Annotated in this window: 16 protein-coding genes; 12 read left to right on the top strand and 4 right to left on the bottom strand. The window is 59.5% G+C overall.

Features of this window, described 5'->3' with window-relative positions; translation table 11 throughout:
- Positions 1-22 precede the first annotated feature (22 nt).
- Both FHR33_RS30440 and FHR33_RS51975 read right to left on the bottom strand, forming a co-directional pair.
- Entirely contained in the window at positions 23-874 is an 852-nt protein-coding gene (locus FHR33_RS30440; RefSeq protein ID WP_312895785.1) for a tyrosine-type recombinase/integrase, read from the bottom strand.
- 214 nt (positions 875-1,088) lie between these two features.
- The gene (locus tag FHR33_RS51975; protein ID WP_221242171.1) at positions 1,089-1,436 is read right to left on the bottom strand and encodes a DUF6461 domain-containing protein; all 348 of its coding nucleotides are present in this window, start codon (positions 1,434-1,436) and stop codon (positions 1,089-1,091) included.
- 188 nt (positions 1,437-1,624) lie between these two features.
- Between FHR33_RS51975 and FHR33_RS30430 the strand changes: the two genes are divergently transcribed.
- The 4 genes from FHR33_RS30430 to FHR33_RS30415 all read left to right on the top strand — a co-directional run bounded on the left by FHR33_RS30430 (position 1,625) and on the right by FHR33_RS30415 (position 7,172).
- A complete protein-coding gene (locus tag FHR33_RS30430; RefSeq protein WP_183654926.1) occupies positions 1,625-3,808 on the top strand; it encodes a hypothetical protein in 2,184 nt (727 codons plus the stop codon).
- A 696-nt stretch (positions 3,809-4,504) separates the two neighbouring features.
- A complete protein-coding gene (locus FHR33_RS30425) occupies positions 4,505-5,950 on the top strand; it encodes a DNA phosphorothioation-associated putative methyltransferase (protein WP_183654923.1) in 1,446 nt (481 codons plus the stop codon).
- Between the two features lie 53 nt (positions 5,951-6,003).
- Positions 6,004-6,303, top strand: a complete 300-nt coding sequence (locus tag FHR33_RS30420; RefSeq protein WP_183654920.1) for a transposase — start codon at positions 6,004-6,006, stop codon at positions 6,301-6,303.
- Between the two features lie 2 nt (positions 6,304-6,305).
- Entirely contained in the window at positions 6,306-7,172 is an 867-nt protein-coding gene (locus tag FHR33_RS30415; protein WP_183654916.1) for an IS3 family transposase, read from the top strand.
- 55 nt (positions 7,173-7,227) lie between these two features.
- Here the strand turns inward: FHR33_RS30415 and dndA are convergent, their stop codons facing one another.
- A complete protein-coding gene (dndA, locus tag FHR33_RS30410; RefSeq protein ID WP_183654913.1) occupies positions 7,228-8,379 on the bottom strand; it encodes a cysteine desulfurase DndA in 1,152 nt (383 codons plus the stop codon).
- An 83-nt stretch (positions 8,380-8,462) separates the two neighbouring features.
- On the opposite strand from dndA, the gene dndB reads away from it, so the two are divergent.
- Genes dndB through dndE form a run of 5 tightly spaced genes read left to right on the top strand, consistent with a single transcriptional unit; the run spans position 8,463 to position 13,447 of the window.
- Complete coding sequence (gene dndB / locus FHR33_RS30405; protein ID WP_312895784.1) at positions 8,463-9,593, top strand: DNA sulfur modification protein DndB; 1,131 nt, start codon at positions 8,463-8,465, stop codon at positions 9,591-9,593.
- Positions 9,590-11,101, top strand: coding sequence for a DNA phosphorothioation system sulfurtransferase DndC (gene dndC, locus FHR33_RS30400; RefSeq protein ID WP_183654910.1), 1,512 nt, complete (start codon positions 9,590-9,592; stop codon positions 11,099-11,101). Before dndB ends, dndC begins: the two co-directional genes overlap by 4 nt.
- Positions 11,088-11,639 (top strand): AAA family ATPase, encoded by a 552-nt coding sequence (locus FHR33_RS50710; protein WP_246452214.1) that lies wholly within the window; start codon positions 11,088-11,090, stop codon positions 11,637-11,639. The genes dndC and FHR33_RS50710 overlap by 14 nt, the downstream gene beginning before the upstream one ends.
- Entirely contained in the window at positions 11,533-13,080 is a 1,548-nt protein-coding gene (gene dndD / locus FHR33_RS30395; protein WP_246453206.1) for a DNA sulfur modification protein DndD, read from the top strand. The genes FHR33_RS50710 and dndD overlap by 107 nt, the downstream gene beginning before the upstream one ends.
- Positions 13,070-13,447, top strand: a complete 378-nt coding sequence (dndE, locus tag FHR33_RS30390) for a DNA sulfur modification protein DndE (RefSeq protein ID WP_183654907.1) — start codon at positions 13,070-13,072, stop codon at positions 13,445-13,447. Before dndD ends, dndE begins: the two co-directional genes overlap by 11 nt.
- A 670-nt stretch (positions 13,448-14,117) precedes the next feature.
- Here dndE and FHR33_RS30385 read toward each other — a convergent pair.
- The gene (locus tag FHR33_RS30385; RefSeq protein ID WP_183654904.1) at positions 14,118-14,543 is read right to left on the bottom strand and encodes a hypothetical protein; all 426 of its coding nucleotides are present in this window, start codon (positions 14,541-14,543) and stop codon (positions 14,118-14,120) included.
- A gap of 596 nt (positions 14,544-15,139) precedes the next feature.
- On the opposite strand from FHR33_RS30385, the gene FHR33_RS30380 reads away from it, so the two are divergent.
- The 3 genes from FHR33_RS30380 (at position 15,140) to FHR33_RS30370 (ending at position 19,313) form a co-directional block, all read left to right on the top strand.
- On the top strand, positions 15,140-15,547 hold the full coding sequence (locus tag FHR33_RS30380) for a hypothetical protein (RefSeq protein ID WP_183654901.1): 408 nt from the start codon (positions 15,140-15,142) through the stop codon (positions 15,545-15,547).
- Positions 15,548-16,006: 459 nt separating this feature from the next.
- On the top strand, positions 16,007-17,737 hold the full coding sequence (locus FHR33_RS30375) for an ATP-binding protein (RefSeq protein WP_183654898.1): 1,731 nt from the start codon (positions 16,007-16,009) through the stop codon (positions 17,735-17,737).
- A 397-nt stretch (positions 17,738-18,134) separates the two neighbouring features.
- Positions 18,135-19,313, top strand: coding sequence for a restriction endonuclease (locus FHR33_RS30370; RefSeq protein WP_183654895.1), 1,179 nt, complete (start codon positions 18,135-18,137; stop codon positions 19,311-19,313).
- Positions 19,314-19,409: the final 96 nt, after the last annotated feature.

Below are 19,409 nucleotides of genomic sequence, written 5' to 3'. Positions count from 1 at the left end.
GCCCTGTGCACACTGCTGTGAGTCACTCTTCGAGAGCGTTGTTGATCTTTCCGTTGATGGTCTCTCGCTGGCCGTCCAGGCACTTGGCGTAGACCCTGTTGAGGATCTCAACACTGTTGCCCGCCCGAAGGGCGACCTCCGCGGCCGGCACGCCTGCATTCAGCCACAGGGACAGGGCAGCGTGCCGAAGGTCGTACGGCCGAGCGGCCAACGGAGAGTTCACCTGCGCTTCGGTGAACGCAAGGGCCCGAGCTTCCTGCCAGACGTAGGAGTACGCCGAACTGGAGTAGGAGCCTCCCCTGGATGTGCGGAACAGCCGGCCGTCCTCCGCTGTGCCGTACGCCTTGATGTGGTCGCGGAGGATGGCGACCAACGCCGGCGGGATCGGAATCTCCCGCGTTTCCTTCTTCGCCCGGTGCTTGAGGCTGCGGGACTCGTGCGTCTCGCCCGAGTTGGTCCATCGCTTGGTGCCCTGCGGTCGCGCCTTCTCGAGCACGATCAGCCCCCACCCCGACTCCGGCAGGGTGCAGTTCTTCACCCGCAGATCCGCTGCCTCCTCAGGCCGAAGACCCGCGTAATAGATGCAGGCGAACATTGCCTTGAGCCGGACACCACGAGTGCGACCGACCCGAGGAACAGCGTTCAACAGCTCCTTCGCTTGCGTGGGATTGACGACGGTCCGAGGGTCGACAGCAGTAACCGCCTTCGGCGGCTTCCACTTGATCGTGCCCAGAGGGTTGAACGCGAAGACCTTCTGTTCCACGGCTCGTTCCAGCAAGTGATGAAAGATCGCCCGCTTGCGCCGTACCGTGTTGGCCGCCGCCTCCTCTCCTGCGAACGTGACGGAGATTGCATCGAGGGCGCGGCCTGACACCGGGACCAGCGACGTTCACTGAGCCACTTCGTCCCACGTGCCGGGCGTCCCGAGCACAGTCACATGGGGACAGCTCAGACTGAGCGGGTCGCCGGTGGCCTGCCTAGCAGTGCTCCTCGCCAGACCCCCCGATGAGCTGCGGCGTCAGGATGAAAAAGGCTCAGTGATCCACTGGCCGATGCCAACCCGCGGGGGCTCGCACGGCGGGTTCTGCTCACCTCCGTTCGGGAACGACTCCGCACAGGTAGGTGGACTCCTGCAGCCGCTGCGGCATCAGCGTGGTCCCGGTGAGGTGCTCGGTCAAGAGGAACGCCGGCCCTTCGTGGAGGTCGACGGGCGGTGGGTAGACGGAGTCGATCCGCTCCATGGACTCTACGAGTTCGTCCAGCACCTCCTCTGAGCAGTCTTCCTCGTGCATGAACCCGAACTGGATCTTTCCGTCTTCGATCCAGCAGAAGTAGTCAAGCCCTGCACCCGAACCGCACGACCGCCCTCGCACAGGCGATCCTCGTACTGCAGCTCTTCGAAGAAGGCCGTTACCAGGATAAAAGGGACTCAGCATGCCAACGAGGCCCGCAGATCTTGCCTTCACGTCATCAGAGGGTGTACGTGTCTGTAGGACAGACACGGGGGGCGGCGGCCTCCTTCACAGGGACTTGCCGCACAAAATGCGGACTATGGTGACATACCGATAGTGAAGGCCTCCAGAGCAAATAAAGTGATCGGTGCCAGCTTCCAGAGGAGAGTCAATTGGCCGAGATTGAGCTTACACAGCTAAAGATTCCACATGAAGACAATGATAGCGCCCTTCGTGAAGACATAAGAAGCGACCTAGAAGACAGCCTGAAGGAATACTCAGAGATCGACCTATTGGTAGAGCTTCTCCAGAATGCTCTTGATGCGATGGACGAACGACGATACCGCTCGATTTGTGCAAAATTGGCAATAGATTCGTCCCATCCATCGTCTATTGCTGGCTGGAACAAGACAGTTGATGATCTGATCCAGTCAGACTATGAGGCCTTTCCCGATCGATCTTCTGGAGTTAGTCCTCAAGCTGTCTGGCAGGCCAGTGCGGCCTCGATCGAGCCTCGCCGTCGGAGGTGGGCTGAGGTCCTAATCGCCAACTTGGGATTGGAGCCTAATGCAATTGAGCAAGTGGTCAATCTGCCGACAAGCTGGGCGCAGCTAAGCATAGATCTTGATCTGAGTAATCCTTATCAGCTGACAGTCGTTGACAGCGGAACTGGTATATCCGATCCATTGATGGCTTTCCGTCATAAGGGATCAACGAAGCGGCGGCAGGACGAAAGGCGTCGCCGCGGGATTCGCGGATCTCACGGCTGGGGGCTCTCTGCAATTCTAGGCCTGTGCGACCGAGTTGAGGTCGTCACGAAAGTATCGGGGACGGAGCCTAAGGGCCTCAAATTTGAAAATTTCGCATCGTTCAGAGCTGATCCGTCAGTCACTCCCGTGATCAGGTCATTCGAGGCTTCGGACGTCGGTAGCCTTGGACTTCCCGAACTATCTGGAGAGAGTGGAACCGCGATAAGAGTTGCGCTGCCGGCGGTACAGCCCGATGGTCTCCTACAGAAGCTAATAAGCGAGGGGAGTGCTGAGCAGTGGTCAAACTCTCTTCGCCTTTACACTCCTATCGGCCAGGTCAATGACTACGTACTTCATCCCGCGTATCATTGTCTGCGGCGCACTGATATCAAGATCACTCTGAGGTTGAAGCGTGGCCCAGATCTAACGACCGTAAGCGTTCCGTACGACTATCTGCGGCTTAGTTACCTGCGATCAGAGCTGTGCCAAGATCTAAAGCAATTTGTGGACTCTGGTATGCAGCCGGGCAAGAGTGTCTACTGCGTGGGAAGGGAGAAGTCGGGTAACAATATCTACCTTATAGCAGCCGAAATACAGGCTAGCAAACCAACCATGGCCACTATCGAAGACAGGAGTGCTAACAGACTGGTCAACCATCTAACGGAAAGCGGAGAGGAAGCTCCTCTCATTCCGAGAGGAATCTACCTCGCACTGTCTGGCGGCATGAAAAGCGAGTCGGTAGCCCTTCCGCCTTTGAGCACTAATGCAGCATACCGAGGCATTGTGCTGGCCGAGACAGCACGCGCTACTTTAGGGCGTCGGCATACCATGGACCAACGCACTTCGATTCCCAAAGCAGCTAAGGATTTCGCGCGCACATACGACGCGGTCCGAAAAAAGACCATTCCCGCCGGTCAGCCAATCCTCACCGGCCCCGCCCTCCACAAGTGGCAACGCAAACTATGGCGAAATGTGATAGCGGAGCTGAGCCAGGATCCTCCTTTCACGAATATGCTTGTTTGGGCAGCCTCTGGCTCTGGCGAAGCCCGGGTCATGCTTACGTTCGGCGAGCTACTCGGGGCTCGCCACTTCGGCGAAATGAGGGTACTGAGGTGTTCTCTTCGCGATAGGTACGATTTCCAGTTCAGCTATCGATGGGGCATCAATGAGGATCTGGCGCCTAGTGGCCCCTTCAGTGAAACACTTATAAATCAGGGATTCGCCGCCCGTGTCGACGGAGGCTACCGCCGCCTAGCGATAGGTGAGTTCAAAAGCCAAGGCGATTCGATACTTGGCGAACTTGATGCTTCCGCCACCGATTGGCGAAAGAACCCGAACTCAATCGACTGGCTAGTGTGTTGGGACTTTGACGAGTCCGTCCTCGGCGAAGCTTGGACCTCGGCGCCCATAGACGGTAATCCTGAGTTAAGAGAGTTTCGAGGGCAAACTCATATTTGGGTTCCCGCTCCAGGTAATGCCCGTAATCGTCCCCTCGCCGTAACGGCGATGCGCGGTCTCCTTGTGCAGCTAATGCAAGCGGAGGAGCTCGCGGCAGTGGAAGACTGGGCAGAGGTAATTGGAAGTAACTACTATGATGAGGATGACTAGGACAGTTATCCGGACGTCCAGAGTAGTTGATACAGAGGGAGCCTGATCGTCGGACTATCACTACTCAGGAGTGAGCTTGCTCCCTGAGGAGCAGTCTTCATCCTTGGTGCTCTTCCTAGCTCCGGCAGGCAAGGAGCGCTCTGGATCGGCAGCATGGTGCCGAACGTCTCTATGAGCGGTACCTCGATCAGGGCCTGATCGAGGAGCATCGCCGATTCGGTCTCGATAAGAACGTGATGGCCGGGGTTCTCATGCTTCTGTCAGAGGCAGCAAAAGACGATGGACCTTCTCCATATGTCCTCAAGCACGGAGCGATCAAGGCAGATCGGGTGTAGGGCGCTATGTGGTGGGGTCAATATGGCTGCCCCAGGCCGGGTCGGTGGCGGTAACCGCCAGAGCCTAACTAGTCCTAAGGTTGCACCCCTCGCTAAACGGAAAGGGCAAATCCAGCAGGATGTCTGCCTGTGGATTGCTGGAAAATGTGCTTAACGCAAGTTGCGCGAATGGCGCTAGTTGAGTTCTATTGGCTTATACATAGCTTAGTTATTTGATGAGCTCCCTCTTTGCTATACTTATGCAGGGCTAGAAGAGTGCTCCGCTACTGCTGGAACAGGCCACCAGAGGCCAATAAAAGGTTAAGTGTCACAATTCTTCCAATCCAACGACTAAGAGGCGACAGAAGCTAAGTAGCGAACAGTGTCAAAGTGGAATAGTGACCGCAGGTTGACAGCCATAAGCCGCACATCTCTTTCCATAGGCGCACGTCAGGCTCTGCTAGATGCGCAGATTACTCGCGATACAGCGGTGCTAGACTATGGAAGCGGCAGAGGTGATGACGCCCGGAACCTACGCTCAATGAATTACAGTGTTGCAGCGTGGGACCCGTTCTACCATCCAGAAGATCCGCCGGGTACTGCTGACGTCGTTCTTCTGACATATGTCTTAAACGTCATCGAGAATCCTGAAGAGCGTCGAAAATCGCTTCAAGATGCCTGGGCTCTCACTCGTACGGTGCTTGTGGTATCTAGCCGTCTCACATGGGAAAGAGCTAAGGTTCAGGGCGAGCAGTTCAGTGACGGCGTTCTGACTCGCCGTCGAACGTTTCAGCGGCTATTCAGCCCAGCTGAGCTGCGCTCATACGTTGAGGATGCGACGGGAGTACGTTGCGTCTCTGCCGCGCCAGGCATCATTTACGCATTTAGAAGCAACGAAACCCGTCTTACCTACCTCGCGCGCAAAATCATTCCCCACGCCAACTGGCTGACACCAGAGGATCCCGGGACGGCAGTTGCCGCTGTTGTGGATTACGCGGAGCGGTCTGGCCGGCTGCCTAAACTTGAAGAGATACCTTCTGAATTTGTGGGGCTGCTGGCGCATCTGCGAACCACAGAGCTACAGCGCATTGTGAAGATGTCAGCTGATCCCGAAAAGGTGCACGAGGGAGCCAAGCGGTCGACCTTGTCAACACTTCTGTTCCTCGCAGTTGAACTGTTCGACGGTCGCGGGCCGTATAGCAGCTTGCCTCTACCAATCCAGCTCAACATACGAGCGTTCTTTAGCACCTATAAGGAAGCCTGCCGTCGCGCCGATCGCTTGCTATTGAAGCTACGGGATGACTCCTACGTACACGGTGCGATGCGCGCCTCTTCAGTGGGAAAGCTGACTCCAACCGCCCTGTACGTGCACAGACGAGCAGTCGAACGGATGCCCATCATCCTTCGACTGTACGAGCACTGCGCATCGATCGCTGCTGGACGACCGACATCGTGGACGATCCTCAAGCTGCGACATGAGGGACGAGCAGCAAGCTGGCTCGATTACCCCCATTTCGATACCGATCCCCATCCCCGGCTGCGCTCGTCATACGGAGTAGATCTGACAACGTTGAAGGAGTCGTTCACCTCGTATGAGGACGCGCTGAACCGGCCGTTGCTCCACCGCAAGCATGAGTTCTTAGCCGCAGATGATCCCGACGCTCCGAAGTACCGTCGGCTAACACAAGCGGAGGTACGGGCGGGCTTGTATGCGAACCCCCACGTCATTGGAAACGAGGAGGGCTGGACATCGGAGCTACAACGCTGTGATCGTGAACTACAAGGACATCGTCTAGTGCGACGACGCACTGGGCTTGATCCGCTTTGACGGACATCCGAGATCAGGGGTTTGTCCCCGGAAGGATGTCCATGATGGAGAGCATGGGGAAGAAGAAGCCGCGTCCTCGCCGCTCGTTCACGCCGGAGTTCAAGGCCGAGATCGTCGAGCTGTGCGGGCGCGGTGACCGTTCGGTCGGTCAGGTGGCCAAGGACTTTGATCTGACCGAGACCGCGGTGCGCCAATGGATTCGCCAGGCCGAAGTGGACGCCGGCCAGCGCGAGGGGCTGACCAGCAGTGAGCGCCAAGAGCTGGAAGCGTTGCGGAGGGAGAACCGGCGGCTGCGTGAGGACGTCGACGTTCTCAAGCGGGCGACGGCTTTCTTCGTGAGGGAAACCCGGTGAGCGTGGATCCGTTCATCGAGGCGGAGAAGCAGAGCGGCCACAACGTCAAGCGGGCGTGTGAGCTGCTGGGAGTCTCCCGTACCGCCTTCTACGCGCGCCGCAGCGGCGTGCCTGGGCTGCGTGCCGTGCGCGACGCGGAGCTGGCCGCACGCATCACCGAGGTACCCGCGCGCTCGCGGGGCAGCTACGGTGCGCCGCGGGTGCACGCGCAACTGCAGCGAGACGGCCAGCGGTGCGGACGGCGGCGGGTGGCCCGGCTGATGCGCGTGCTCGGCCTGGCAGGACGGTACCAGGGCCGTCGGCAGCAGACCACCATCCCCGATCCGAGCGCCGGCGCCCGGCCGGACTTGATCGTCCGTGACTTCGCCCCTGATGCGGCCGGGCTCGATACACGCTGGTGCGGCGACATTACGTACATCGCCACTGGGGAGGGCTGGCTATATCTGGCCACCGTCATCGATATCGCCTCTCGCCGGGTCGTCGGCTGGGCGACCGCCGATCACTTGCGCACCGACCTGGTCGCTGAGGCCCTGCGCCAGGCGTGTGCACGCCGTCGCCCTACCGGGTCGGTGATCTTTCACTCGGACCGTGGCTGTCAATACACCAGCGCCGCCTACAGCACCCTGGCCGGACGGCTCGGGGTGCGGCTGTCGGTTGGGCGTACCGGCCAGTGCTGGGACAACGCGCTGGCCGAGTCGTTCTTCGCCACGCTCAAGGGCGAACTCCTTGACGAGCAGCCCTCGCCTACCCGCTCTGCCGCCTGCAGCGCGATCTTCGAGTTCATCGAGAGCTGGTACAACCTGCACCGACTGCACAGCAGTCTGGGCTACCGTAGCCCCGCGGACTACGAGGCCGCCGCAGCAGCCTGAGCACCACAACGATGGTGTCCGTCAAAGCGGAACAAGCTCAGCACGCACCTCCTGATCAGTGGGTGTGGGCAACGCCGGCTTGAAACTCCACAATCTCGTTAACCAGCTCGTCAACGTCGAGATCCTTAGCTTGGTCGGGGAACCAGGACAGTCGCAAGCCGTTGGCGGCGATGCTGTCGGGCAGCCCCATACCACGCAGGACATGGCTGGGCGTGTACGAAGCGCTGGTGCAGGCAGAACCAGTGGAGACTGCCGCGAGGTCCTTCAACTGGACGATCAAGGCCTCTGCGTCTACACCTTCGAAGGAGACGTTGAGGATGTGGGGCATCACATGTTCCTGGTCTCCATTGAAGTGGACGTTTGTCTTGCGAAGTGCCTGGACAAGGCGTGAACGGACAGCCTCCGCCTCGCTCCACCAGCTTTTGTGCTCCTTGTCGAAGATCTCAGCTGCTTTGGCGAGGCCGACAATGAGCGGCACCGGCAGCGTGCCAGGGCGAAGCTTGCGCTCCTGTCCGCCTCCAAACATCAATGGAGTCAAGGGAACGGTGTCGCGTCCACGCCGACGGATCAGCAAGCCTCCTACCCCCTTAGGGGCACCGATCTTGTGGCCGCTAATGCTAATCATGTCGATCGGTGCGGTGAGATCCTCAGTGAGCTTGCCAAAGCCCTGCGCCGCATCGACATGCAGGTACGTTGCGGTCGAACGCAGGAAGTTAGCCAGTTCGGCGACCGGCTGGATGACACCTGTCTCATTATTGACGTGCATGAGGGACACCAGGAGGGTGTCGTCACGCAAGCGCTCTCGAACAGCATCGACGCTGACGCGCCCGGAAGGACCCGGGGCGATGACGTCAACATCGAACCCGCGCGATGCTAGATGCTCCAGAGGCTCAAGAACCGCCTTGTGCTCGATCGCGGAGGTGATGATGTGACGGCGATTCTGACGCTCACCCTGGGGGGCTAGTCCCAGGAGAGCAATGTTGTTGCTCTCCGTAGCGCCTGACGTGAAGATCAGCTCCGAAGAGCTCGCGTTCAGCTGGCTAGCAAGCTGCTCTCGTGCCTGCTGCACGGCTCGCTTGGCACGGGTACCCCAGTCGTGGGTGCGGCTGCCAGCGTTACCGAAATCTTCGGTCATCCAGTGCAGCACAACCTCAGCCACGCGGGGATCGACGCGTGCGGTCGCTGCTGAGTCCAGGTATACCGCCATCTACCCACGCGCTCCTCTACCAGCGATGCCTCTCACGTACGTACGTGAGAGAGTTAACGTACACATACGCTACCGTGAGGCTAGTGGAGTCACATCCCTCATCGCTGTCCTCACCCACCCCAGCGTCGGGCTTTGAGTACGTCTTCCCAGCGATCCGCGGCGTCCAAGCGCGACGTGAGTTCTACGTGTCGATGTGTCCCCTCCGCCTCATCCCGAAGATCTTCTTGTTTGACGAGGATGATCTTGATCCGGAGCTGCGGGCTCAACGTGTCCTCAATAAGGGACGGATTCCAGCGCTCTCCTCCTACATCGTCGACAACCCCGATGACTATGTCTTCAGCGCTCTGACCGCCTCAGTCGATGGGCACATGCGCTTTGCGCCTATCGCTGAGCAAGGCCCCGGCTTGAGGATCGGCCAGGTACACATCCCGATGTCAGCCCGTTTTCTAATCAACGACGGACAACATCGCCGCGCAGCGATCGAAACTGCGCTGGAGCAAAACCCTGACCTGGGCGATGAGACCATCGCGGTCGTCTTCTTCCACGACGCCGGACTCGCACGCAGCCAGCAGATGTTCGCTGACCTCAACCGGCACGCAATACGGCCCGCCCGATCCATCGGTGTGCTCTACGACCACCGTGATGAGCTAGCCAAGATCACACGCTTGCTGGCGCTGAAGTCGCCAGCGCTCCGCGGCTTCGTGGAGATGGAACGCAGCACGCTCTCAGCTCGATCCAGCAAGCTCTTCACACTCAGTGCGCTGTACTACGCGACCACGGCTCTCCTTCAAGGCATCGAGATCCACAGTGACGCTCATGCCGCCGACCTGGCAGGTGCCTACTGGGAAGCCATCGATGAGTTGATCCCAGAGTGGCAGCTTGTCCGGCAACGGAAGATGACTGCGGCCGACGTACGTCGGCAGTACCTCCACAGTCACGGCATCGCCTTGCACGCACTCGGACGGCTCGGCAACACACTCCTGCGCCAGTCCATGGAACAAACAGCGTGGCAGCCCAGGTTGGACCCCTTGGCCAAGGTCGACTGGTCGCGCTCCAACCCTGACTGGGAGGGACGCGCCATCGTCGGAGGCCGCGTCTCCAAGAACCACCAAAATGTCGTACTGACAGTGAATTATCTACGACAGAAACTCGGTCTTGCGTTGGGGCCGGAAGAACACAACGTGGAAGCGAACTACCTGCGAGGAGAGCGATGAGCATCCCACTGGGCATCCCACAGCGTCGCAACATCCCGTTCAAGGAACGCGGCGGCCTCGCAGCTACGATTACTGAACTGACCGAAGAGATCCGCGAGCTCTACCAGGCGGACGAAGTTCCATGGGTGGTGGGCTACAGCGGCGGCAAGGACTCCACCGCGATCCTTCAGCTGGTGTGGTTCGCCCTTGAGGGCCTCCCGGAGGACAAGCGCACCAAGCCCGTCCACGTGATCTCCACTGACACTCTGGTGGAAAATCCGATCGTGGCCAGCTGGGTGACCCAGTCGCTGGAGGCGATGCGTAAGGCGGCGGAGGCCAAAGGATTGCCGATCACGCCGCACCGGCTCACCCCAGCGACCAAGGACTCCTTCTGGGTAGGCTTGATCGGTAAGGGCTACCCCGCTCCGCGCCCGAAGTTTCGGTGGTGTACCGAACGCTTGAAGATCCGGCCGTCGAACTCCTTCATCCGCAACGTTGTGCGGGAGCACGGTGAGACGATTTTGGTGCTCGGGATCCGCAAGGCGGAAAGCCAGGTACGCGCCAAGGTGATGGCCAAGCATGAGAAGCGACGCGTTCGTGACCGCCTGTCCCCCAACGGGAACCTGCCAAACTCGCTGGTGTACAGCCCGATCGAGGACTGGTCTAACGATGAGGTCTGGACGTTCCTCATGCAGTACCCCAATGCCTGGGGTCACGAGAACAAAGACCTGCTCACCATGTACCAAGGGGCTTCCAGCGATGGGGAGTGTCCGCTCGTAGTAGACGACACCACGCCATCCTGTGGTGACAGCCGCTTTGGATGTTGGACCTGCACACTTGTCGATCAAGACAAGTCCATGTCCGCGATGATCCAAAACGATGAGGAGAAGGAGTGGATGCTCCCGCTCCTCGAACTACGCAACGAGCTCGATGTCGCTGATGACCGTCACCTGCGTGACTGGCGCAAGATGAACGGCGCCATCCAACTGTTCAACGACCGCATCGTGCACGGCCCCTACACCCAGGCTTCACGGGAACACTGGCTGCGTAGGCTTCTCGATGCACAGACCTGGATCCGCAAGAACGAAAACACTCCCGAGAGCGTCCGCGGCATCGAGCTGATCACGATGGATGAGCTCCACGAGATCCGGCGGCTTTGGGTGTTCGAGAAGCATGAGGTTGAAGACTCGCTGCCGCGCATCTATGAAGAGGTAACTGGCGAGCCGTTCCCTGGCAAGCCACTCGATGAGCACCTAGCACTCGCAGGTGATGAGATTGCACTGCTTCGTGAGGTTTGCGGAGATGACGAGCTTCACTTCTCCACTCTGCGTGAGCTCTTGGCTGTGGAGCGCAAGTTCCGCACTATGACTCGCCGCTCCGGTTTGTTCGAAGAGCTGGAGAAGACCATCCGACGCGGCTACTACGATGACATCGATGACGCAACCGAGTACGCCCATCGGATGCGTAAGGCCAAGGAAGTTCCTCAGCTTCCCATCTTTAGCGAAGACACCACTGATGCTCCTGCATAAAATCACGCTCACAGACTTCGGCGCTTACCAGGGTGAGCAGTTTCTAAATCTCAAGACAAGACCAGGCCGTCCGATCATTTTGATTGGCGGACTCAATGGCTGCGGGAAAACTACGCTGCTTGATGCCATCCAGCTAGTGCTCTATGGAGCCCGGGCACGGACCAGCGGAAGGGGCAATCGCTCCTACGAAAATTATCTGCGTGAAAGCATCAATCGCCAAGCTGATCCTAAGCATGCCCATATCGTTCTTGAGTTTTCTACAATCGTTGAGGGCGAAGAGCGCCTCTACAAGGTACGTCGCAGTTGGGAAGTGAACGGCAAGACCGTCCGGGAGTTCCTCACTGTCTTGATCAACGGGGAACTCGACCTCGTCATCAGCGATAACTGGGCCGATCACATCGAAGACCTGCTTCCCCTTGAGGCGGCCCTCCCTGTTCTTCTTCGATGGCGAGAAGATCGAGTCGCTCGCCGATCCAGATCGAGCAGCTCCAGTCATCGAATCAGCTGTTTATGCTCTGCTCGGTGTGAATACGGTTGAGCAACTACGGACCGATCTGCTTGCCCTTCAGCGTCGCCAAAAGATCTCAGAAGAGGACAAGCAAATCCTCAAAAAGATCCACGACCTTGAGAAGCAGATTGAGGAAGCACGCCAGGTTTCCGCCGACATCAAGCAAAAGCAGGCTGGGCTCAGCGAACAGATTCTTCAGGCACAAGATATTTTCGACAAGGCTGACGAGTCCTTCGCCAGTGCAGGCGGCAGCCTGTACGAACAGCGAGCAGAGCTAGAAGCCGAAGAAAACCAGCTTAGAGAACAGCTCAAAAATGTCAGTGACAGCCTTGCATCTAACACGGCTGCAGGCCCGCTGCCACTACTACTGCTATCTGAGCAGATAACGTCTGTAAAGCAGCAGGTGGACAAAGAGCATGCCGCCATGCAGGCCGCCCAGGTGCTTGATACGTTGAGCCAGCGAGATCACCAGCTTCTCAGCAGTATCTCCAACGTTATCCCTGCCGACGGGCTTGCTGCGATCGAACGCTTTCTCAATGAGGACCGGCGGGAGCGCGCTGTAGACGCGGAGATTCCTCGTGTCCTGAACTTCCCCTCCGATGCCCTCACCCAGCTAGCTTCGATCAAGGAAGTCCTTCAGGGAGAAGCCGCGCGCGCCCGAGAGCTTGTCGCTGAAGCAATGAGACTCCGGGAGCGTCTAAACCTAGTCGAACGGAAACTGGCCGGGGTACCTGATAAACAGACTATCGCTGAGCGTATCGTCGCTCGAGATAACGCTCGTGACCATGTCACGCTCCTTGTAGGAGCGCTTCAGCGCCTTGACGAAGAGCGGGACACGGTTCTGCGTCGGATCGATCTGCTGAACGCTGATCGCGAGCGCGCCTACAAAGGGCGGGCTCAAAAAGTCGCTGAGACGGAGCACGCAGCCCGGATCATTACGTACGCAGATCGGATGCGCAGCACTCTGGAAAAGTTCGGCGAAGCGCTCCTGCAAAGGCACATCAGTCGCCTCGAAGTCGCAGTCCTCGACAGCTTCAATCGCCTTATGCGCAAAAACGGCCTGGTAAGTGATCTGCGTATCGACATCGAGAAGTTCATGATCACCCTGGTAGGTCCTGACGACAACGAGCTTGACCCAGCCCGGCTAAGTGCGGGTGAACGCCAGCTTCTCGCCGTGTCCCTCCTATGGGGTCTCGCGCGCGTAGCGGGAAACCACCTGCCCAGCGTCATCGACACACCGCTGGGACGGCTCGACAGCCGACACCGCGAGCACCTTGTACAGCGCTACTTCCCCCACGCAAGCCACCAGGTGCTGCTGCTGTCCACCGACGAAGAGATCGACGAATACCTCTTCAGCAAGCTACGCCCATCCATAGCTCACACCTACACCCTGGTCCACGACGACACGACGTTCACCACCACTGTGGAGCCCGGTTACTGGTGGACTGCAGGAGCACCCCATGTCGCTTGACAGCGTCCGCCTCTCCCAGCCAGCCAAGGACCAGCTGGTCAAGCTGAAGCGAGTCACCGGCATCAAAAACTGGAACATTCTTTGCCGCTGGGCTCTCGCCCTTTCTCTGCAGGATGCATCCACTCCTCTGGTAAAAGACATCGTTACGGATTCCAACGTCGAGATGAGCTGGAAAGTTTTCGCAGGCACCTATGGCCCTATCTATCTAGCTCTTCTAAAGCAGCGATGCCTGGCCGACGGAGAAGAGCCCACAGACGAGGCTATCGCTCGAACCCTCACGATTCACTTGCATCGTGGGATTGGACACCTGGCCGCTCGCCGAAACCTCAAAAGCATAAGTGACCTGATTTCGATTGCTGCAGCTTAATCTCATCGATTGTCTCCGTGAAGAACCTGCCCAATAGGTCACCTGCCTGGGTCTCAAGCTAGCGCTCGGGGCCCAGGCTTCAGCGACGCCCACTCATTGCTGCGCTGTGAACTACTCCAGCACACCTGATCGGTTCGATTCCCTCCGGCTCACTCATGGCTCCTGCGTCTTGTCTTCGGTTCTCGGACCAGACTGGCACCATACAAACCATGCCGCAGAAGGCCCACCACTCGCTGCTGCCCGGGTAATCACACTCGCGGATCTCGGCCAGCAGATGAGTGACCGGCACACTGGGCTCCTCGGTGAGGCGGCGGCGCAGATGCTCACGGTAAGGATCGACCAGGGTGGCATCGTACTTGGGCGGACGCAGAAGATCGTCTGCCGAGGCGGCGCGGACATAACGTTTGACCGTGAGTGAACCCAGCCCAGGCGCTGGGCGCACTCACAACCCGAGCCCCTGGTCGCGGAGGGTGTGGACCTGCGCATGCTTGCGGCGGGTCCGTTCCGCGAGCACCTTGCGGCGGGGTGATCCGGTGTGCCATCAGCGGCTGTGGGCGGCTACGGTCTTCTCCACCGCAACGGCCAGACCGTGCGACAGACGCCACCGGTCGGCGACCTGCACCGCATCCGGCGCCCTGGCGGACGGCTTCGGCGTAGGCGGCTGATCCGGTCACGTCTCACGACCTGGACACCGGGATGCTCGCGCAGCCACGCGATCCACGTAAACGCCTTGCGATCGGGTAACACATCGACCCGGCGGTGGGTGACCGCATCGATGAAGGGTCGCATTGCGGTTCCTGCGCCGCAGCGCGAAGTCGCCCGCGCTCAGCAGCGCCGGCACCAACCCGGCCGTGACGGGAACGGCCATCAGCAATCGCATCACCGTAGTCCGCAAGACCTTCACCGCCAGGCGAGACAGCACAGCCGCGCCGGCGCGGCTGTCCAGCACCACCGCCAGGTCCACGATCAGCGCGGCCAGCCCCATGGTACGGCGGGCGTAACGGGCCGCCACCTGCAGAACCTGCTCACAGAACGTTCGCCGCATACATCCCTGGATTTCGCACATCAATCGGCGTATTCGCAAGTCGACGACCACGGTGTAGCTGCTGACCGCACATCCGCCACGCCGCTTATGGTAGGCATGCACACGCCGCGGCAGTGCCCCACACCCTGGGCAGGACACCGCCCCCGACCGTGTCCGGGCCCGCACACGCACGACTGGATATTGCGCGATCACACGCTCGAGAACCACGTCAGCCAAGTGCGTAAGCAGCATCTTTAAGATCTTCTAAGCACATCAAGGTCACCTGCCAGCCCGCGCACTCTGTCACCACCGCATTGGTGCTGGAGCCGTTCTTCCTACAGTCCCGCGCCGGCTGGTGAGACGCTTGCGGAACATGCGGTGCCGTAATGGTTGAGGGCGCGAAAGCACCACGCGAATGTCAGTGCGGTGCTGTACCGTGACCTCTAGCTGATGTTTCCGCGGACCCGTTGGGCCACGGAAGCCAAAGGAACAGCGAACACAACTTCATGTTGGGCCGGGTGAGCCAAAGGAGCTGCCGGGCACCAGAGAGGACCCCCATGGTCAGTAGTACGTCCATGGACATGCGTTGGACTGTTATCGCCAGGCTTCAGGGCGATCTAACGCACGTCACCCCCGGGTCGGACCGGGAACACATTATCGAGCGCGCGATGGATCTGGCCCTCAGCGAAGGCCGCGGCCAACAAGATCCTGAGCGCCTGTACTGGGACGTGCTTCGCAATGCACAGTACGTCTTCTACCGCTCGAAGCGGCGCGGGCACATCGCCTGGACCCGCTACACCGGCCAGCTCGACATCGTCCTCGCTGACGAAGGGATCGATGTCAGGGAGCCCTGCGACAAAGTCGAAGACGAGGCAGAGGGCAACGCGCTCTGGCGACATCTGAAGGCAGGCGCAGCTGAGCTTGGGAGCTTCGGCCCGTCCTTTCTCGAGAGTCTTGCCGAAACCGAGCGGCCCGCCGAGGCCGCCGTCACGTCAGGGATCTCCCGTGCTACCGCCTACCGGTGTGTCGCCGCCCTTCGCAAGCAGCTGGGCGCCTGGCTCGGCGAAGCCGCCTAATCCCTATGCTCACATCCATCGCCGACGGAAGCGTACATCTGACTAGCGCCTCCGTCAGACGCCTTGCATTCCGCTTCATTCCGACAGTCATCAACGCCTTGTTACCAGAGCGAAGCATAGGTGTATACATGCTGCTCCAAGGCGACACACCGGTATACGTCGGCCGATCCGATCATTGCCTGCGCCAACGGCTGTCCAGGCACAACCACCTTCGAGCTGCCACACACGTGACGTGGGAGTTCACGCCGACCGTCCAGCACGCATACGTCCTTGAAGCGCACTTATTCCACCGGCATCACAACCAACTCATCAACAAGATCCACCCGGCCCTGCCGACTAATTCCGCAATCAACTGCCCGTTCTGCGCACCTAATACAGATAAGGCATTAGCCAGGGCGATCAACCGCGACAATAGCAACAGCAGCGGAGCATCCGCCTAATCTCTCAAAGGAGAAGAAAGTGGCCAAAATCCCTGTAGTCCTCACCGGACAAGCGCTTCAATCGCTACGCGACTCGGGCTACAGCCTCGCCGCCGCCATCGGTGAAGTGATCGACAACTCGCTCGAAGCAGGAGCGAACAACATCCTTGTCCGCATGGATGAGGCACCGCCGGCAGGTCGCTCCAAGAAGAGCCACGTCCACCGCATCGTGTTCTCTGATGACGGTACCGGCATGGACACACACACTCTCCATCACTACTTGCAAATCGGATACTCCACCCGATACATGCGCACCGACACGATCGGGAAGTACGGTGTCGGGGCTAAGCTCGCCGCCTTGAACTTCGGCAAGCGCATCGAGGTCTGGTCACGAACAGACGCCAACGAGCCGTGGCAGCACGTGTACTTTGACCTCGACGAGGCGATCACAGACGAACAGAACGGGAACGGATCGACCATCGGCGTCGACGACCCTGATGTGAAGCCAGTCCCCAACGACTTCGGTGACGTTCTGCCAAAGGGAACCGGAACACTGGTCATCTGGTCGAAGGTCGACCGACTCGAAGAAGGCCGCCGCGCCAAGGACTTCAACAGCCTCCGCTTGGAAGCAGAAAAAGAGATCTCACGAATATTCCGCGTCTTCCTCAACGACGGCCGCAACATCGAGATCAACGGCAAGAACTTGCTCGCGCACGACCCCCTCTTCATGATGCGCGACACCTGGGCAGAACAGCAGCTCCGCGACTATTACCACACGGGGGAAGGGCCACAGCTCGGCCTCAAGATCTCCGAATCCGACTTCGAGGCAGAACTAATTGCTAGGGAGCCCATCAAGATCGGCAACCACACCGCGTACCTGACCGTTACGCTCTACCCCAGGGCCGCTACCCGCAAGCGGGGCCTCGGCGGTGACGACCTCGCCAAGAAGCTGCGCATCCCGGAGAACGAGGGCTGTATTAGCTTCATGCGGATGGATCGGGAGATCAGTTACACGAACGTCCCCATGATCTTCGGTCGTCGTGTGGACGACCCGGACCGCTTCATCGGCATCGAGGTGTCTTTTACCCCTGAACTCGACTCCTATTTTGGCGTCCGAAACGTCAAGCGCGGCTTCGAACCGCACGACGAGCTACGGGACAAGCTTCGCATCGCTCTCAAGCGCCACGTCAAGACGGCTCGAGACCGGCTCGAGGAGCGCTGGGGTGAGGTGGCTCGGGAACGCAAAGACCACGCAGGTGAGCACCGCGAGATCACCCAGGCCGCAGCCGAAGCCGCTCGCACGCTTCCCACTCCTCAGGCGAAAACCGATATCGAACCACAGCAGGCATTCGAGGTCCTGGCACTGGACGTTCTCGGTGCGGACGCCGATGACCAGGCCAAGGCCAACTACACCGCGCAGGTGCAGGAACTGCCGTTCGTCATCGAATCGGTCAATTTTCCTGGCAAGCAGTTCATGGATGTCCAGCATGTCGGGGGCAAAGTGATCATCCGGCTCAACACACGTCACCGGTTCTATCGGGAGATGTGGGAGCCGCTCTCGGGCATAGCCCACGCCAATGCCGCATCTGTCAGCCCTGAACAGGCCATCAAGACCTCACGCCGCGCCATCGAAGCGCTCACCCTCCTCCTCATCGCGTACGGCAGGGCAGAGGCCATGCACGAGGACCCCCACGAGCAGTACGAGCAGCTTCGCGACTACTGGGGCATGTTCCTCGACTCCCTACTGGGCAAGGTCAAGGACGTCCTGTAGGACTCGCTCAGCTCTGGCCTGACCGGACCATCAAGCAGTCAGGCCAGAGCTCTGCACCGTATTTCGCTTCATCTCGTCGCCCCAGAAATCACATGGGGTGATGAGCACCGGCAAACCTGAAAGATCTCCAAAGAGGCGCGTATTCCATAAAGGTTACGCGCGACCCCTAGTCATAGACAAAATCTATCGTCGCCACTCCTGCCGTCTAGCGAGCATGCATCTTGTCTGGAATTGTCACACGCAACAGGAAGCATACGAACAATGCCGCAGAAAACCCCCCATTCTTCGTTGGATCCCGCCGCAGCGCTCCTCGACACACCTGGACAACTCACCGCGCACCGCGTTCACAACATCCTCCGAAAGCACAACGGCGGCCCCGCTTGAGCTAGAGCGCATCTTGAAGGAGCTAGGTGATGCACAGACGGCCAACAGCACTCTCGAGGAGGAGCAGTTGCTGGAGGCGCTATTGCGGGATGACAGATTGCGCTCCGCCCGCGGCTATCGACAGCGCTTCTCCATGTCAGGCCGTTCCGTGCGCCTCCGCCCACCAGGAAACAAGGCTGAACAGGTCATCGAGCAAGAGAACGAACAGGTAAAAAAGCAGCTGCTAGATCAGCTGAGAGAAGTACCTCCAGAGGTTTTCGAGCACATCGTTGCAGCACTGTTCACCGCGATGAAGTACGAGGAGGCGGTGGTCACTAGGCACTCCAGGGATGGTGGCGTCGATGTGCACGCCACACTCGTCGGAGGCGGCGTGATGACGGTCCCAGCCTCCATCCAGGTTAAGCGCTGGACAAAGCCGGTAACAGTCAAGGAGGTGAGGGAACTCCGAGGCACACTTCCACCCGGAACCCAAGGCATCATCGTCACGACCGGGAAGTATACGAAAGACGCTCCTCGTGAGGCATTGAGCGACCGTCTCACTCCCATCCACCTCATCGACGGTCGCCTGCTAGCCGACCTGCTCACAGAACACGGAATTGGAGTCCAGGCCTCGCGCCTCTCGCTCCTTTCCCTCGACCTGAACGCCCTGGCAAGCATCACGGGTAGGGCCGAGAGCACCACTCAGATCATCCCCTCGCAGCTATCTAATAGCACTCAACGCCGCTACTACATCGGAAAGATGCCTTCAGACCGCGACAGCTGCCTCCTGGATTCCATCGTCACCATGACCTCACTCGCCGACGGCCAGCCGACCTGGGACGACTACATCGCCAGCTTCAAGCAGCACTTCCCAACCATCACGCGCTCCGACGAGGCACGTCGGCGGTCGCGCGTTCTAGTCTCCCTCGGCCTCGTCGACATCGAAAACGGGCATATGAGCCTGACCCTCACCGGCAGGCATCTGTTGGAAAATCCAAACGCGGGTTTTCTCTATGACGTCTTCACCAGCCGCATCGCAGGAGCTCAGGAGATCCAGGACTTTGCTCTATCCCTAACACGAGCACAGCTGCGCGCCAAACTCCGGACCGAGCCTCCCGCAGGTCTCTCCCCTACTCAAGCCGGACTGGTCGAAAAATGGCTCCACCATCTGAAGCCATCCATACCAATCAAGCCGTCACCACATGCGCAGTAGGCACGACCCACGGTGCTTCCCTACGTCATGCAAGGACTGGAAGAGCTTGGAGCAACCAGGCGGCGGAGTGTCTGGGATCAACCGGTTCTTCCAGGT

The organism is Nonomuraea dietziae (assembly GCF_014195505.1).
Lineage (GTDB): Bacteria > Actinomycetota > Actinomycetes > Streptosporangiales > Streptosporangiaceae > Nonomuraea > Nonomuraea roseola.
This window is presented reverse-complemented; position numbering and strand designations above follow the sequence as displayed.